General features: G+C 41.5%; 12 protein-coding genes and 1 pseudogene. 5 read left to right on the forward strand and 8 right to left on the reverse strand.

What is annotated here, in order from left to right; translation table 11 throughout:
- Nucleotides 1-21 precede the first annotated feature (21 nt).
- Nucleotides 22-1,821 carry a threonine--tRNA ligase gene (gene thrS / locus GQR42_RS18550; RefSeq protein WP_158201084.1) on the forward strand — a complete coding sequence of 600 codons (1,800 nt, stop codon included), beginning with the start codon at nt 22-24 and terminating at the stop codon, nt 1,819-1,821.
- 285 nt (nt 1,822-2,106) lie between these two features.
- Here the strand turns inward: thrS and GQR42_RS18555 are convergent, their stop codons facing one another.
- Nucleotides 2,107-2,403, reverse strand: a complete 297-nt coding sequence (locus tag GQR42_RS18555; RefSeq protein ID WP_158201085.1) for a DUF7219 family protein — start codon at nt 2,401-2,403, stop codon at nt 2,107-2,109.
- A 337-nt stretch (nt 2,404-2,740) separates the two neighbouring features.
- Between GQR42_RS18555 and purC the strand changes: the two genes are divergently transcribed.
- Both purC and coaE read left to right on the forward strand, forming a co-directional pair.
- Nucleotides 2,741-3,466 (forward strand): phosphoribosylaminoimidazolesuccinocarboxamide synthase, encoded by a 726-nt coding sequence (gene purC / locus GQR42_RS18560; RefSeq protein ID WP_271974917.1) that lies wholly within the window; start codon nt 2,741-2,743, stop codon nt 3,464-3,466.
- A 61-nt stretch (nt 3,467-3,527) separates the two neighbouring features.
- Nucleotides 3,528-4,109 (forward strand): dephospho-CoA kinase, encoded by a 582-nt coding sequence (coaE, locus tag GQR42_RS18565; RefSeq protein ID WP_158201087.1) that lies wholly within the window; start codon nt 3,528-3,530, stop codon nt 4,107-4,109.
- Nucleotides 4,110-4,118: 9 nt separating this feature from the next.
- On the opposite strand, the gene GQR42_RS18570 is transcribed toward coaE, so the two are convergent.
- A complete protein-coding gene (locus GQR42_RS18570) occupies nt 4,119-4,949 on the reverse strand; it encodes an energy-coupling factor transporter transmembrane component T family protein (RefSeq protein ID WP_158201088.1) in 831 nt (276 codons plus the stop codon).
- A gap of 55 nt (nt 4,950-5,004) precedes the next feature.
- Nucleotides 5,005-7,173 (reverse strand): transglycosylase SLT domain-containing protein, encoded by a 2,169-nt coding sequence (locus GQR42_RS18575; RefSeq protein ID WP_158201089.1) that lies wholly within the window; start codon nt 7,171-7,173, stop codon nt 5,005-5,007.
- Between the two features lie 211 nt (nt 7,174-7,384).
- Between GQR42_RS18575 and cysC the strand changes: the two genes are divergently transcribed.
- Together cysC and GQR42_RS18585 are read left to right on the forward strand one after the other, a co-directional pair.
- Complete coding sequence (gene cysC / locus GQR42_RS18580) at nt 7,385-7,930, forward strand: adenylyl-sulfate kinase (protein WP_158201090.1); 546 nt, start codon at nt 7,385-7,387, stop codon at nt 7,928-7,930.
- A gap of 95 nt (nt 7,931-8,025) precedes the next feature.
- Nucleotides 8,026-9,753 (forward strand): ABC transporter ATP-binding protein, encoded by a 1,728-nt coding sequence (locus GQR42_RS18585; protein ID WP_158201091.1) that lies wholly within the window; start codon nt 8,026-8,028, stop codon nt 9,751-9,753.
- Between the two features lie 7 nt (nt 9,754-9,760).
- Here GQR42_RS18585 and GQR42_RS18590 read toward each other — a convergent pair whose 3' ends face one another.
- The 5 genes and pseudogenes from GQR42_RS18590 to GQR42_RS18610 all read right to left on the reverse strand — a co-directional run bounded on the left by GQR42_RS18590 (nt 9,761) and on the right by GQR42_RS18610 (nt 16,988).
- Nucleotides 9,761-10,702: an NAD-dependent epimerase/dehydratase family protein gene (locus GQR42_RS18590; RefSeq protein ID WP_158201092.1), complete on the reverse strand. Its 942-nt coding sequence runs from the start codon at nt 10,700-10,702 to the stop codon at nt 9,761-9,763.
- A gap of 290 nt (nt 10,703-10,992) precedes the next feature.
- Nucleotides 10,993-12,042 (reverse strand): uroporphyrinogen decarboxylase, encoded by a 1,050-nt coding sequence (gene hemE, locus GQR42_RS18595; protein WP_158201093.1) that lies wholly within the window; start codon nt 12,040-12,042, stop codon nt 10,993-10,995.
- Between the two features lie 90 nt (nt 12,043-12,132).
- Nucleotides 12,133-14,348 (reverse strand): annotated as a pseudogene (locus GQR42_RS18600) (heavy metal translocating P-type ATPase).
- A 183-nt stretch (nt 14,349-14,531) separates the two neighbouring features.
- Complete coding sequence (locus GQR42_RS18605; protein ID WP_158201094.1) at nt 14,532-15,734, reverse strand: S-layer homology domain-containing protein; 1,203 nt, start codon at nt 15,732-15,734, stop codon at nt 14,532-14,534.
- Nucleotides 15,735-15,764: 30 nt separating this feature from the next.
- Nucleotides 15,765-16,988 (reverse strand): NAD(P)/FAD-dependent oxidoreductase, encoded by a 1,224-nt coding sequence (locus GQR42_RS18610; RefSeq protein WP_158201095.1) that lies wholly within the window; start codon nt 16,986-16,988, stop codon nt 15,765-15,767.
- Between the last annotated feature and the right edge of the window lie 129 nt (nt 16,989-17,117).

Below are 17,117 nucleotides of genomic sequence, written 5' to 3' on the forward strand. Positions count from 1 at the left end.
GAAGGTGTAAATTGAAGAGATATGGATAACCAAGCCCCGATTAAACTACCGAAAACCAGCGAATCCGACCACCTCAAGCGCATTCGTCACACCACCTCCCATGTTATGGCCATGGCGGTGCAGAAATTATTCCCGCAAGCCCAAGTTACTATCGGGCCTTGGACTGAAACTGGATTTTACTACGATTTTGATGTGCCGGAACCTTTTACCGATAAGGATCTCAAGGACATCAAAAAAGAGATGGTCAAAATTATCAATAAAAAACTGCCGGTGATGCGCGAGGAAGTTTCTCGGGAAGAAGCGGAAAAGCGCATTAAAGCGATTAATGAACCCTATAAGCTGGAAATTCTGGCGGGAATTCAAGAACCCATCACCCTCTATCATCTTGGTGACGCTTGGTGGGATTTGTGCGCTGGTCCGCACCTAGATAATACAAGTGAACTAGACACAAAAGCGATCGAATTAGAGACGGTAGCGGGTGCTTATTGGCGCGGGGATGAGAATAAAGCCCAATTACAGCGCATTTACGGCACAGCCTGGGAAAATCCCCAACAATTAGCCGAATACAAGCGCCGTAAGGAAGAGGCACTGAAACGCGACCATCGGAAATTAGGCAAAGAATTAGGTTTATTTATTTTCTCTGATTCTGTCGGGCCGGGGTTGCCTTTATGGACACCCAAAGGAACTTTAATTCGTTCTTTGTTAGAAGATTTCCTCAAAAAAGAACAGTTAAAACGCGGTTATTTACCCGTAGTTACTCCCCATATTGCTCGCGTCGATTTGTTTAAAATTTCTGGTCACTGGCAAAAGTACAAAGAGGATATGTTTCCCATGATGGCAGACGATGAGGAATCTGCTAGTAAGGAAATAGGATTTGTCCTCAAACCGATGAACTGTCCTTTTCATATTCAAATCTATAAAAGTGATTTGAGATCCTATCGGGAATTGCCGATGCGTCTGGCAGAATTCGGTACAGTTTACCGTTACGAACAATCGGGAGAATTGGGAGGATTAACTAGAGTTCGCGGTTTTACCGTCGATGATTCCCATTTGTTTGTCACTCCCGAACAATTAGACAAGGAATTTTTAAGCGTTGTTGATTTAATTTTGACGGTGTTTAAGAGTTTACAATTAAAGAATTTTAAGGCGCGATTGAGTTTTCGTGACCCCGAATCGGATAAGTATATCGGTTCCGATGAAGCTTGGGAAAAGGCACAATCAGCGATTAGAAAAGCGGTGCAAACTTTGGGGATGGATTATTTTGAAGCCCCCGGAGAAGCGGCTTTTTATGGTCCAAAATTAGACTTTATTTTCCAAGATGCCCTCGAAAGAGAATGGCAGTTAGGAACGGTACAGGTAGATTATAATTTACCCGAACGTTTTGAATTAGAATACGTTGCCGAAGATGGTAATCGTAAACGTCCGGTGATGATTCATCGCGCACCTTTTGGTTCTTTGGAACGTTTAATCGGTATTTTAATCGAAGAATACGCAGGCGATTTTCCTCTTTGGTTAGCCCCTGTCCAGATACGATTATTACCAGTTAGTGATAGTCAATTGGATTACGCTAAAGAGGTGACAGCGAAAATGCAGTTGTTAGGAATTCGCGCCGAAACCGATACCAGTGGCGAACGTTTGGGTAAAATGATTCGCAATGCTGAAACCGCAAAAATCCCCGTGATGGCAGTGGTGGGGGCAAAAGAAATGGAAAGTAATAGTTTAAGTATTCGCACCCGTGCCACGGGCGATTTAGGAGTAATTAGCGTTGAGGAAGTGGTGGCAAAATTAGAAAGTGCCATCCAAAATCACGGTAATTTTTAAGCGTTTGCTCATCCAATTCTATGGGGGCAGGAAATATTTCTGTCCAGGCATTTTTGATCAAGCGAGGAGATTTTTCGGGTGCATCTGATATTTGTGACTTTCTCTCACATATTGGTGAACAGCAGCAGTTATTCAAAGAGGGCGAATGCAATTCGCCCCTACAATAGTATTATTGCGCCAATAGTAGGGGCGCAGCGTGGTCAGTGAGTTTATCGAACTGCGTGCGCCCTGTAATATAGATATTTCTCCAAAATTGAGATGCACCCGATTTTTCCTGATTATTCTTTAGGTATCATCATCTTTTTGAAAGGGATTTTCCCCAATACCTAGGCCTTTTTTGCTCTGTTTTAAGTCTTTCCAGAGGGCTTTGATTTTTTCGTAGGCTTCTAGAGAACTGATTTTGCCCCCCGTTTCCAGATTACAAATAAAACTGACTTTTTGGGCAAATTCCTGTAAATTGGCGTTAAATAGCAAGTTTTCTGGCTTAAATTCTCCATAGTAGGGGGCGCGAGGATAGAGAAAATCCTCCTTGCGGCGATCGGGGAGATTCGGGTTATCATCGTTAGGAGGATTCTGGCTCATAAGCTGGCGGCGAGTGATTTTGCGGAATTTCTTTAGATTTTTCGGTAATGGTAATGGGAGATAATATCAGTTGTTGGCTATCATTGAGGATTCAAGTAAAAACTTGGCTGATTCGCCAAAAGTTGACCACTTAAATCGTGACAGTTTTTGGTTATAGGTTAAGGTTCGGTCGCCAAATGTTGGCAGTTATCTTTAAGCAGCAATTATACATTATTTTTCTCAACAATCATCTCCCTGATGAGATATATTTTTTGTCTAGGTTGATCGCCAAAGTTTGCTGCTGCCGCTATCTGATTAACCATCGATTTTCGTTTATCAATTGCCGAGGATGATAACTATGGAAAAACTCTATGAAGGTAAGGCCAAAATTCTCTATCAAACCGATGATCCTGATATTCTCCTCACTTATTACAAAGACGATGCCACCGCTTTTAATGCCCAAAAACGCGGGCAAATTGCCGGTAAAGGGGAAATTAACTGCACTATCTCCACTGCCCTATTTCAATGGTTAGAATCCCTAGGAATACCTACCCATTATATCGATCGCCCTAGTTCTAGGGAAATGCGCGTCAAGGCGATTAAAATCATTCCTTTGGAAGTAGTAGTCAGAAATATTGCCGCCGGGAGTTTGTGCAAGCAAACGGGATTAAAGGAAGGGACAGTTTTACCTTTTCCTCTTGTCGAATTTTACCTCAAGGATGATGCTTTAGGGGATCCTTTGTTAACTCCCGATCGCATAAAAGTAATTGATATTGCCAGCGAGGAGCAAGTCAATCAGTTACGAGATTTAGCCCTGCAAATCAATCAATATTTACAAGAATTTTTTGATAAGTGCCAGATTATTCTCGTCGATTTTAAGTTAGAATTTGGAGTTGATAAAACGGGCAAAATTTATCTAGGTGATGAAATTAGCCCCGATACCTGTCGTCTCTGGGATAAAACCCAAGAGGATACCCAAGCGCGCATTCTCGATAAGGATCGTTTTCGTCGCGATTTAGGAGATGTGGAAACTGCCTATCAACAAGTACAAGCAAGAGTTTTACAACAGATAAAGAGTTTATAACTTTAGGGTGTGTTAGCGAGCGCGTAACGCACCTTAATTGAGATTAGCAATTTAATAATTTATGTCGAGAAGAATTATCGGGTTAACAGGGGGAATAGCTTGTGGTAAATCCACGGTTTCTAATTATTTAGAAAATATCTACAAAATTCCCGTCCTTGATGCGGATATTTATGCCCGGGAAGCAGTGGAAAAAGGTTCGGCAATTTTAGAGAGAATTTTGGCGCGTTATGGCAGAAAAGTTAAAACTGAGGATAATTACCTTGATCGCCAACAGTTAGGAGAGATTATTTTTAATAATCCCGAGGAAAAAATCTGGTTAGAAAGTCAGATTCATCCCTACGTTAGAGAATGTTTTAAGCATCATTTAGAGCAGTTAGAAGCTCCGATAGTTGTTTTTTCTATCCCTTTATTATTGGAAGCCAAATTAACCCATTTAGTCACAGAGATTTGGGTGGTTTCTTGCAGTTTCGAGCAACAAATTCAACGCTTAACGACTAGAAATAACTTAACTAGAGAACAAGCGATCGCTCGGATTAATAATCAAATGCCTTTAGCCGAAAAAATTGCCTTAGCTGATATTGTTTTGGACAATTCTGGGGATTTAGAAGCTTTATATACCCAGATCGATCGAGCTATACAATAGGGATTAATCTTAAAACAACCAGGCAAATTTTCCCACCCCGAATTTTACATAGAGAATGATTGCCAAAACCAATAAAAATAGAAAGCCGATAATTAATAAATAGTCTTTATTGGTTAAGATTGATTCCTGTAAAAATGTGCGATTAGGATCACCAGAGAAAGCTTTAGCTTGTAGAACTACCTCTAATTTTTGCGATTTAGCCATAGCGTTTAAAATTAAAGGTACAGCGATGGAAGCATAAATTTTTCCTTTTTGCAGCCAACCCATTTTTTCTATTGCTAATCCTCGTAATCTTTGAGCAGAAATAATCGATCGAGATTCTTCTACTAGGAGAGGAAATAAACGCAGGGTAGAGGAAAAAATAAAGACTATTTTGTAGGGAATTCTTGCCTTAGTTAAACTCACCATCATCTGATTTATATCGGTGGTAAAAATAGCGAGGGGAATAATTAAAACCATCGTGAGAGTTTTAAAGATCACATTTAAACCGTAGAGGGTTCCCTCCACAGTCATTTTAGTAGAACCGACAGTTAATAAGGGAGTTAATTCAGTTTTTCCCGTTAAAGCTTTTACCTGTTCCACATTAAAAAATCCCATGGTAATTAATAAGAATAGATAAAAGGGAGCCATGAATTTTAAAATGGTGAGGAGATAAGACCATTTTACTCCGGCCCAGAGACAAGCTAAAGCGACAATAAGAGTTAGAAAACCGCCAGCGAGGGGACTTTCCCAAGTAAAAGCGATGAGAGTAACCACGATCATCATGGTTAATTTTGTCCGAAAATCTAGGCGAGTAAAAGGAGAATCTCGATCGACGGTTTGCCAGTTAAATGATTGCATAATCAGGAAAAAAGTTAGTAAGGGAATGAGTTAATTACCCATCCCCATAAATCCCCTAGGAAGGGTTAGAGATTCTGCTCATTTGCTCTTGAATTTCAGGGTTATAAATCTGGAGATAATTCCAATAATTACCAAACACCGATTCTATATAACCCTTAGTTTCTCTGAAGGGAATATTCTCGACAAATTCATCGGGATCGCTAAAATCGAAACGCTGTCTCCATTTGGCAACTGCTCCAGGTCCAGCGTTATAACTAGCCACGGCAAAAAGTGAATTTCCGGCGAATTTGCCATGGGTATAATCCAGATACCATGTTCCCATCATAATGTTATCTTCGGGATTAGTTAAAGAATAACTTTTATTGCCAGTATTACCTGCGATATATTTACCCGTATCGGGCATAATTTGCATTAATCCCACTGCCCCCACGGGAGAACGAATTTCTTTTTCAAAGCGGGATTCTTGCCGAATTAAAGCTGTCACTAGCAGGGGATTTAATTTTCTATCTTTTGACCATTCTAGGATAGTATCGTAGTAGGGAAAAGGGAATAAAGCGTGCCAGTATTTATCATTTTGTCGCAGGACTTTCCATGCTTCCTTTTCCTCTGGGGTATCTCTTTCTCGCAAGCGCCAAATCAGGTTAATTCCTTCTAAATTTTGATTGCGAGAGAGTTTATAGACACCGAGGTTAAATTGTTCGTCAACGGTTAAATGCCAAGGATCGACAATTTCTGCTTGGAAGAGATTCCAAGCGTCTGTATCTTCACCAATTCGATATAATTCCTTGAAAGCTTCCGAACCGGCGGGGGGATCGTTACGAGTGGCGGGTTTGACGGTGGTAGGATTATAGGAGCGGACAGTGGTAAAATCCCCCACGTCCCAACCTAATAAAACCGCCGAGCGCCAAGCATAATAGGAATGGGGATGACGAGAAATAGTGTAGGTAAAAGCTTGTTTTGCTTCTTGGTTTTTGCCGAGTTTTTGCGCCCATTTTCCCACCCAAAAGGCCGCTTTCGGGGCAATTTGACTATCGGGATTATTAACCGCAATTGGCTGCGCCCACTGCCACGCCTTGGCGTAATCACCAGATTTAGCGGCTCTTTGGGCCATTAACCAGCGATAATCGGCGGCTTCGTCGGATTTTGGGTATTTATTTAATAAAGTCTGCCATGTTTGACTAGCGGCCTGGGCATTAGTTGAGTCCAGTAATTTGGCTTTCGCTTCCAAAGCTTCCGGGGCGCGATCGGGAAATTGCTTGACAATGCGATCGAGATATGCTATGGCATCGCGGTTAGGAGAAATTTGGGCGAGTCGCAGTAATCCTAAACCGGTTTCTGGGGCCTGGGGATAGGTTTTAATTAATTTTTGGTAAGCGGTGCGAGCTTCTGGCAGTTTTTTGGCAATTTGTAGCCCGCGGGCGTAACGATAGGCTTGTTCGGGGCTAGGACTGGCTTTAGCGTAGGCTTTATAGGCCTTTTCGTACAATCCCGACTGCCAATAACCGGCCCCAATAATTGCCCAATCCGCCGGAGTTAACTGATTGGCGTAGTCTTTCACCAAACGATCGCGGGCTTGATTGAGGGTAGGATCAAAAGGATTAGCCTTGGCTAACTGCAACCATAAGGGAAATTGATCGGGATTTTCTTGAAGACGTTGGCGAATTAAAGCCAAAGTACGCGGGTGTCGGGGGTATTCCTTAAGCAATTTCTCATGATAACTGGGGTCGTATTTGCCCAAAGAGTAGTAAGCTTCCGCCACTACGGGCGATTGGGGATAGGTTTCCAGTAATTTTTGCCAAATTTCTTGCGCTTTTTCACTATCGTTGGTTAATTCGTGGGCGCGTCCCTGTTTGAGGAGAATCTGGGGAGCGAGGACAGGATATTGTTTTTCTAAGCCTTCTAATTGTTTTAAAGCCGTACCCCCTTCATATTTTCTCAATAAATCCATGGCCAAGAGATAGCGGGCGCGACTACGATCTAAAGAGGGCGCGTTGGCATCAGCCACATCTTTTAACTTGACATCTCGCTCGGTTTGTGGTAGGGAAGCGCTATCAACCACGGCAGAGGGTTGGTTAGGATCTTGACTAGGAAGGGAAGCACTATTGCGATCGAGCCAAGCGAGAATTTTCGGGTGAAAGAGAAAGAGACTGGTGAGAGTAAAAAGCGCAACCCCAGAACCTAGTCCAAGAATGAGCGGGGTGTGAGGGGGGAATTTCTTAAACATTACCTTAATTCAAGACAGTAACTCAACATACATTATCAATGATCGTGGTGACAGGTTGTTTGTTTCAATCAGGTTGGGGGGTTGTTCAGTTATCAGTAAGCAGTAATCAGTAATCAGTGAACTGAAAACTCCCATCTGATAACTGGTAACTGATCACTGATCACTGAGATATGGTACGCTAAACAGGATTTAAGTATTATTAATGATTGCTATGAAACAAGGCGGCGTGACGGTTTGGTTAACGGGATTGAGTGGTGCGGGGAAAAGCACGATTACCGAGGCATTACAGGCAAAATTAATCGCTGAAGGTTATTCCATTGAAGTTCTCGATGGCGATATAGTACGGACGAACCTCACCAAGGGTTTAGGATTTAGCAAAGAGGATCGCGATGAAAATATCCGTCGCATTGGTTTTGTGTCTAATTTGCTCACCCGTCACGGTGTGATTGTCCTAGTTTCGGCTATTTCTCCCTATCGTGAGATTCGCGAGGAAGTACGGGGAAAAATCGGCAATTTTGTCGAAGTTTTCGTGAATGCTCCCTTAAACGTCTGTGAGGCGCGCGATGTGAAAGGATTATATAAAAGAGCGCGTGCTGGCGAAATCAAGTCTTTTACGGGAATTGATGATCCCTATGAACCACCTTTTAACCCAGAAGTGGAATGCCGCACCGATTTAGAGACTTTAGAGGAAAGTGTCGCCAAAGTCTGGAACAAATTGACGGAATTAGGCTACATTAATCAAGCTGTGGCGGTTTGATCACAAAATAACTTTGTATTGTTAGAAAACATCGTAGGGACGTGGACTACAAACGTCTCTACCTCCCGATTAACCCCTTAAGTCCATAAATTATTTTGAAATCTCGCTCTAGTTATTGGAACCTCATTCCCTATCTTCGTCCCCAAACCCAAACAATTATTTTGGCGTTTATCTGTACGATTGGATTTACGGTATTTTGGCCGATTTTAGCTTGGTTAGCTGGACAAATGGCCAGATATATCGGTGAGGGAAATGTGCCAGCATTGGCGACACTTTCGGGGGTGGGGGCAGTGGTTTTTTTACTGCGGGGAATGTCTCAGTATGGGCAAGATTCCCTGATGGCAAAAGCTTCTTTAAAAATTGCCCTAGAATTAAGAAAAAAAGTTTATGCACACCTGCAAACCCTCGGCTTAAATTACTTTGAAACGGCAAAAACTGGTGATTTATCCTATCGTTTAACGGAAGATATTGATCGCATTGGGGAAGTAATTAACAAATTTTTCCATGATTTTATTCCCTCAGCCTTACAGTTAATTGTCGTCTTTGCCTATATGTTTATTGTTAACTGGCAATTGACGATCGCTGTCATTATTATCGCTCCTTTGTTAGGGGTTTTGGTGGGATTTTTTGGTGAAAAATTATTACAATATGCTCGTCGCGCCCAGGCGAAAATATCTAACCTTTCTGCGTTATTAACCGAAGTTTTTAGCGGTATTCGCGTGGTGCAAGCTTTCGCAGCCGAAGATTATCAAACCGAGCTTTTTGCCCAAGAAGCGGAGGAAAATCGCCGCGCTCAATACCTATCAGAATCCACCAAAGCTTTACAATACGTCGTGGTGGGATTCTTACAAGCTCTCGGTGTCATCTTTTTATTCTTTCTCGCTGGTTGGCAAATTTCCCAAAAGAATTTAACTGGAATTGACTTTGTTAGTTATGTGGCAGCGGTGGCAATGTTAATCGATCCTATCGCCCATATTACCAGTAATTATAATCAATTTAAACAGGGTCAAGCCTCCATGGATCGGATTTTTGAATTGTTAGCTATTTTGCCAACAATTACCGAAAAACCGAAGGCGATCGAGTTGCCACCCCATAGCAAAGAAGTTGAATATTGTCAAGTAAATTTTTCTTACAATCAGGACAGACAGGTTTTAAAAAATATTAATTTTACTGCACACGCTGGGGAAATGATTGCTTTAGTGGGAGCATCGGGAGCGGGAAAAACCACTTTAGTTAATCTTTTATTGCGTTTTTATGACCCCACTTCTGGCAAGATTTTAATCGATGGGGTGGATATTCGTGATGTGACTTTAAAAAGTCTCCGGCGACAAATTGGCGTAGTTTTACAGGAAAATATTCTCTTTTCTGGCACTATAGCCCAAAATATCGCTTTTGGCCAGGGAGATTTTAATCTGCAAGAGGTGGAAAAAGCGGCAAAAATTGCCAACGCTCATCAATTTATTAGTGAACTTTCCCAGGGTTACTATACCTATGTGGGGGAAAGGGGTGTTAATTTATCGGGTGGACAAAGACAAAGAATCGCCATCGCGCGAGCGGTTTTATCTAATCCGAGAATTTTAATTTTAGATGAAGCAACTTCGGCGCTCGATTCGGAATCGGAAGCTTTAGTGCAGGAAGCTTTAGAAAGAATTATGACGGAGCGCACGGTATTTGTTATTGCTCACCGATTAGCAACTGTCAGAAAAGCTAACCGTATTTTAGTCTTAGAAAAGGGTGAAATTATCGAGGTGGGTAATCACGAGCAGTTATTAAATCTTAATGGTCGTTACGCTCAATTTCATGCTAGACAATTTCAAGATTAGTCTATGATCAACCTCGGGGAATTCCTCGCAAGGCTAAAACATCATCAAGGGTGGAACAATAGTTTTTTAAACCAAAATCAGCAGGAGTATAGGTTTTAAAGTGGGTGAAGTGACGATAATTCATCGCAAAACGATCCCATGGTTCCATCTGCAAGTTAAAAACTTTGATAAAAAAGTTAGCAATGGTTAAAGATAAAGGAATGCGAAAGTAGATTTTTTTGTTTAAATAAGCGCAGATTTGTTCCACTGCTTGGTTAGCTGTTGTGCGTTGATTGCCTAGAACAATTTTGCTTTCTGGTGCGGGATTTTCGATTAAATAATTCACCACTTGAGCTATATCTTTAGCATGGATAAAATGAAAACTGCCATCAGCTTGAAACCAACGCACTAAACCGATATATTTCAACACATCCGGTAAACCACCATAGATATGGGAATAGGGTTTATTTTCGTCACCACCTAAGACAAAAGTGGGGTATAAAGTGATAATTTTATCGGCAATTTCTAGGTCAGCAAATTTACTATAACAAATATATTTAGTGCGGATATAATTAGTTCCTATCTCCCCAGCTTCTGGTAAAGGTTGATTATTTTGATTGAGAATGCTGGCAGTAGAAAAGTAGAGGACTTTCTCGCAGATTTGAGCATCTAAATAACTAATTAATTCCAGGGTTTTTACCACATTAATCTGATAACTTTCCTCCTCTCCTCCCCAACTGGTAGCGATTAAAACCGCTATATTCATTGTTTTTAAAAGATCGGCATATACCTCAATATTTTCCATATCTCCTAAAAGTATATGAACATTTGATCGCCCTTGGTAAGTAAATTTTAACTTGTCTGGATTACGCAACAAAAAATATAATTCATAGTCGGGATTTTCCAGTAAAATTTCAGCAATATAATGCCCAATACAGCCACTCACACCCGTTAGAAATATCTTTTTCATTACTTTAATTGATACAGCAGAATTTAGGGGACAGTTTGAAAGTAAAAAGTCAAAAAGGGTGTTGTGTGTTAGGGTTTTAGGGTTTTAGGGTTTTAGGGTTTTAGGGTTTTAGGGTTTTGGGGTTTTGGGGTTTTAGGGTTTTGGGGTTTTGGGGTTTTAGGGTTTTAGGGTTTTAGGGTTTTAGGGTTTTGGGGTTTTAGGGTTTTAGGGTTTTAGTTGAATTCCCCCATTTCCCCATTTCCCCATTTCCCCATTCCCCCATTTCCCCATCCCCTGTTCCCTGAGTAACTTTATTGATAACTAAATCCTTTAGCGGTTTCAAAGAAGAAACGCACGTTATCTTCAGGAGTTCCCACCAAAACACCATGACCTAAATTAAGAATATGACCTTGATTACCTGCTTTACGAATAGTATCAATAATCCGCTCGCGAATAAAAGACTGGGAACCGAATAAAACCCCTGGATCGATATTACCTTGAACCATCATCGCTTTACCTAAACGCTGTCTCGCTTCCGCCAGATCCACGGTCCAATCGACGCTAATAATATCAACCCCCGATTGAGCCATTCTTTCCAAAACCCCAGCGCTGCCACTAATGTAGAGAATTAACGGTGTATCGGGATGGGTTTCTTTCACCAAACGAACTACTTTTTGTTGATAGGGTAAGGCAAAAACATCGTAATCTTGGGGAGTTAATTGACCCGCCCAAGAATCGAACATTTGTACTACTTGCGCCCCACAATCAATTTGATAACGGACATAGGTGGCAATCATATCCGCTAATTTATCTAAAAATTGGTGCAGTACCGAGGGTTCCGAAAAAGCCATCCCTTTAATCACAGAATAACTTTTAGAACCTTTCCCTTCCACTGCATAGGCTGCTAAAGTCCAAGGCGCTCCGACAAAACCGAGGACAGTAGATTTATTTCCCACCTCTTGACGCAGGGTTTTTAAAATCGTTTTGATAAAAGGTAAAGACTGATCGGGATCGAGGGGATTAAGTTGGTCCACCTGCGCTTGAGTACGAATGGGAGAATCGATAATCGGCCCCTTACTTTCGATAATATCAAAGGGAATACCGATTCCCGCTAGGGGAGTGAGGATATCGGAGAACATGATCACCCCATCTGGTTGAAAAGCGCGCCAGGGTTGCAGGGAGATTTCGATCGCTAAATCGGCATTTTCCGATCTTTCCCGAAAACTGGGGTATTTATCCCGCAATTCTCGATAAATCTGCATATAACGTCCTGCTTGTCTCATCATCCACACGGGAGGACGAGGTAAGATTTCTCCTTTGGCAGCGCGTAATAAATAAGGTATTTCAGGGGAGTCAGTCATATCACGGTGATTATTCTATTGCCTTTTCTACGGTATCATCCCCCGTACAGCTAATTTTTCTGGTTTTTCCTTAAGAATTGTTAACGAAAATTATCCCCCCACCCTGGGATGAACTCGACGCAATCGTAAAGCATTTGTCACCACGGAAAGGGAACTTAAAACCATGGCAGCACCGGCAATAATCGGATTGAGCAGAAAAGGATAGAGGACTCCGGCAGCGATGGGAATGGCAATCAGGTTATAAATAAAAGCAAAAAAGAGATTTTCTTTGATGTTTCCCATTGTTGCTCGACTTAACTCAATAGCAGTCACAATTCCCTGTAAATCTCCCGAAATTAAGGTTATATCACTGGCAGCGATCGCTACATCGGTCCCCGTGCCAATAGCAATACCTAAGTCCGCTTGCGCCAATGCGATCGCATCATTGATGCCATCGCCAACCATGGCGACTATTTTCCCTTTTTTCTGCAAATATTCGATTTTTTCGGCTTTTTCTTGGGGACGGAGTGCGGCAAAAAAGCGCCGGATACCCAACTCACTGGCGATCGCCGATGCGGTTTCGAGGTTGTCCCCTGTCATCATCATCACCTCTAAGCCCATTTTTTTGAGCTTGGCGACCACTGAGGAAGAAAAAGGTTTTAAAACGTCGGAAATGGCAATCACCCCCTCTAAACCCCCGTTAACCGCTATCCAAACCACGGTTTTTTTCTGCCACTCCCAATCGTGGGCGACTTTTTTAAGAACTTTTGTTTCGATCCCTTGACGTTCTAACCATTGTTGTGTACCGATTTGCACTAGAGCCGACCCGACTTTTCCCTGCACTCCTGACCCAGTTATTGAGTCAAATTCGCTTACTTCTAGGGTTTTAATCTGGTTTAACTGCCCATATTTAACTATTGCTTCTCCTAACGGGTGTTCAGAATGATTCTCCACCGATAGGACTAACTGCAGCAGCGATAATTCCCGTCCATCCCTCACCCCCTCGCGAGTCAAGAAGTCCGTCACCGTTGGTTTACCCTGGGTGAGAGTTCCCGTTTTATCGAGGACAATAGTAGTAATACTATGGGCTAATTCTAAACTTTCGGCATTTTTAATTAAAATTCCCTGTTTTGCTCCCTGTCCTGTTCCCACCATAATCGAGGTGGGTGTAGCTAATCCTAGCGCGCAGGGACAAGCGATAATTAAGACTTCCACCATTGTAATCAAAGCGAGGGTGAGATTACCCGTGCGGAGAATCCAAAATAAGAAAGTTATTACCGCAATAATCATCACCACCGGCACAAAATAAGCGGTCACTCGATCGACTAATCTTTGTATAGGTGCTTTTGATGCTTGTGCGGTTTGCACTAATCGGACAATCTGAGCTAAAACCGTATCTTTTCCTACCCGTAACGCTTGCATTTGTAGGCTACCGGTTTTATTAATTGTCGCACCGATTACCTGTTGATTGACGGTTTTTCGCACGGGTAAACTTTCCCCCGTTACCATCGATTCATCAATGCTAGAACTGCCTTGGATAATTATGCCATCGACGGGAATTTTTTCCCCCGGACGCACTAAAATTATGTCTCCTACTTTCACCTCTTCTATTGGTATATCTAGCGTCTGTTCTTCCCTAATCACCCTAGCAGTTTTGGCCTGTAATCCCATTAATTGTTTAATCGCAGCAGCCGTTTCTTTTCTGGCACGTTTTTCGAGGAAACGACCGAGTAAAATCAGAGTAATGACGATAGCTGATGCTTCGTAGTAAACATGGGAATAAAACCCCTGTTTTTCGATAAAATCACTCTCGAAGGTTAAAAACAGGGAATAAAAATAGGCGGCACTGGTTCCCAAAACTACTAAAGTGTCCATGGTGGCAGTGCGATTTTTAAAAGCTTTCCAAGCATTTTTATAAAAACTTTGACCACACCAAAATTGGACGGGAGTAGCGAGAATTAATTGTAGTAAAGGAGCGTGTAACCAGTGGGGAATAAAAGATAGAGATAAACCCGTCATCATCGGTAAAGAACCGATAAAAAGTATAATACTAATAACAATAGCGATCGATAGTTTAGTGAGTAGTTCTTTTTCTGGCCTGGATTCGAGATTAATTTCCGTTATCGGTGTAGCTTGGAAACCGGCATCCCTAACTTTTGCTTGAATAGTGTTAAGATCGGTACGCTTGGGGTCATAGTCCACATCCACCTGTTCCATGCCAAAATTAACTTGACATCGAATCACTCCGGGGATAGATTTAATTATCCGCTCGATCGAATTAGCACAACCAGCGCAACTCATGCGAGTTTGAGAGTTTGATGGGTCATAATGTTAATAGCAGCGGAAGTCAGCAACAAAATCCCCTGCAGCAGAGTTCTATCTTTAGGATAAAATATTACCCCAGCTGCAGGGTCAAGAATCCTTTGTTAATTTTTCTGAATAGATATGAAGAAATGTCAAAAAGAGTGCTTATATTTTCCTAACACACCCTTAATTTTTATGGACAAATTTCAGTTAACCCCACTCTGTTGCGTATCTTGACCCTGCAAAGCATCGGCAGCGGAAACACCATCACCCTGAAAACCAAAATACCATAAAGTAGCGGCAGCTTCAGCGCGAGTTACTGGTCTTTTTGGCTGAAATAGGGTAGTAAAACCAAAAACTCGCCGAATATTAGCTTGTTCAGCATTTTGAAAATCGGCATAAAGAGCGCGCACCAGCTGCGGGTTAATTTTATTAGTATCCTGAAAACCCCAAGTATTTTTAATCGTATCAAGATTGGCGCTCGGTAAAGCTTTTCTAATATCTAATGGCACTTTCCAAGCGATTAAATCTTCCCGGGTTAAAGGAGCATTGGGACGGAATAAAAGGGCGCTACTATCTCCCGTTAAAGGAGAGGGAATTAACCCCGCTTCTGCTAATCCTTGAATATAAATATAATCGGGATCGTTATTTTTAACATCACTAAAAGCTGGGGAACTATTGGGGGTAGCTAAACGAATTTGTTTACCCGCTACATTAGCATAAATGGCATTATTAGCCTGTAATAACCAGCGAGCAAATTCTCGGCGTGTTATTGTATTATTAGGGTTAAACTGATTGTTATTACCTGTTAATACTCCCAATCTAGCTAAGTCTTGAATGTGGCTTTTTAAGGGATTAGGTAAGGATTCGAGATCGTTAAAACTGGTGGGATTAAGATTTGGTAAGGGGGAAGAAATAGGGGAGGGACTAGGGGAAGCAATTGGGGTTCCTATTGGACGATAATCGAGGCTATATTCGGTATTGGGAGAAGTGGCAGTTATGGTGATAGTTAATTCTAAATTATCTCGACGGGCCGTTAGGGTACTATTAACTCCTTCCCCAGAAAAGGGAGTGATAATTTCCCAATTATTATTAACTAATTCCTGTTGATAAAAAGCCTCGATCGCATTGCTGGGATCGTTGGATTGCCAACGGGTTTTCCCACCAGTATTATCAGGATTTGTCTGCACGGATAATAATTCTGATTGACTATATCGAGGAATTTCTGCGGGAAAATTTGCGGGTAATTGCTTGTTATCAGGAGAGTTTTCTGGTATTGGATTTGTTTGTAGATTAGGATCGGCAGCCAGACGATTTTCTAGGTCAGGATTGCCACTACAGGCTGCTAAAATGCCCAGCAGGGTGATAATTGTACTGTAGCGAATAAACTTACTCACGGTCTTTACCAATATTGTTTCCTTAGCTTTATCTTAGCTTATTTACCCGGGTTTTTGACTAGGAAAAATTCTGCGCCACCATTGACGTAATTTCCCCAGCAGAAATCCTCCTAACCCTTTTGTGTATTTTTCAAATTTGTAGTAAAATAAAATGTCGATTATATCCTGTGTGGAAAGATACTTGAGATAGGATACTCCTTGATCGATACGTGCATCACTATATTCTAAATAAACTTGGCGACTGAGGCGATCGGATAAATTCCATTTTGGTTGAAAATATTCTTGCATCCTCTGTTGATAAGCGGCAAAACTACTCGATTTTCCCTGTAAATATTCTTCCATGTATTGACAAGCAATTTCGGCTCCTTTCATAGCATGGCGAATACCTTCCCCTCCTAAAAAGTTAACCGTAGAAACCGCATCACCAATCGCTATAATATTCGGTTCTTGATAATAAATATCTTGCAGATTGAGCGAATATTCTAAAATAGAGCCATGGCTGTCGATTATCTCATATTTAGAGAGATTCATGTAGGTTTGAATAATTTGTGTAATATAACTTTTTAAAGGCTTAACTTCAGAAATATAAGGATGTTCTCCCTCTAACCAAGCGGCTCCTATTTTTAATTGCTGATTATCCATAGGAAAAATCCAGCCATAACCTTTAGGACTCCATTTATGACCGAGAAAAAATACTAAATTATCTTGATATTTTTGATAATCTTCTTCTGGCACAGCCATTAAATATTCAATACCCACTGCTTTTAAAAAATCAGGTTTTTCTCGTCTATGTTTATACATAACTGCTCTAGCGTATCCCGTGGCATCAACCAATAAACGAGGATTAACTGTCTCGATTTCCTCTCCTTTTGATTTCAAAAAAACGGTTAGCTTATCCTCCATCTGTTGATATTTCAGATAACGACAACCTAAACGAACTTCTCCCCCCCAACGCAGCACTTCTGCGGCTAAAAACTCTCGCAATTTGGCAAAATCAAAAACTACCCCTAAAGGTTGCGGTGATGACCAAGAACGATGTATGCTAGTGGAGATAATTTCGATATTTTTCCAAAACCTAGCCACTACGGTTTCAGGGAGATTGAATTGTTCTAAAATTTCTAGGGGAGAAGCGGCACTAGAAAAGATATTATCTTGCCAACTAGAATGTTGTTCCACTAAAAGAACACGATAACCTTTTTCACTTAATAATCTCCCACAGTGACCTCCCGCCGGTCCACCCCCAATAATTACGACATCATAATCCATGATTTACTCCCTCGTCTAATCTGGCTAACTTGCTTCTATTTTATCCTAAATTGCCCTCTGTTAAACCCCAAACTTATGAAGCTGTTGTCCATCTAAATTTGATACTCTTTTTGACCTGTTCCCTGTTCC

It is taken from the genome of Microcystis aeruginosa FD4 (assembly GCF_009792235.1).
GTDB lineage: Bacteria > Cyanobacteriota > Cyanobacteriia > Cyanobacteriales > Microcystaceae > Microcystis > Microcystis viridis.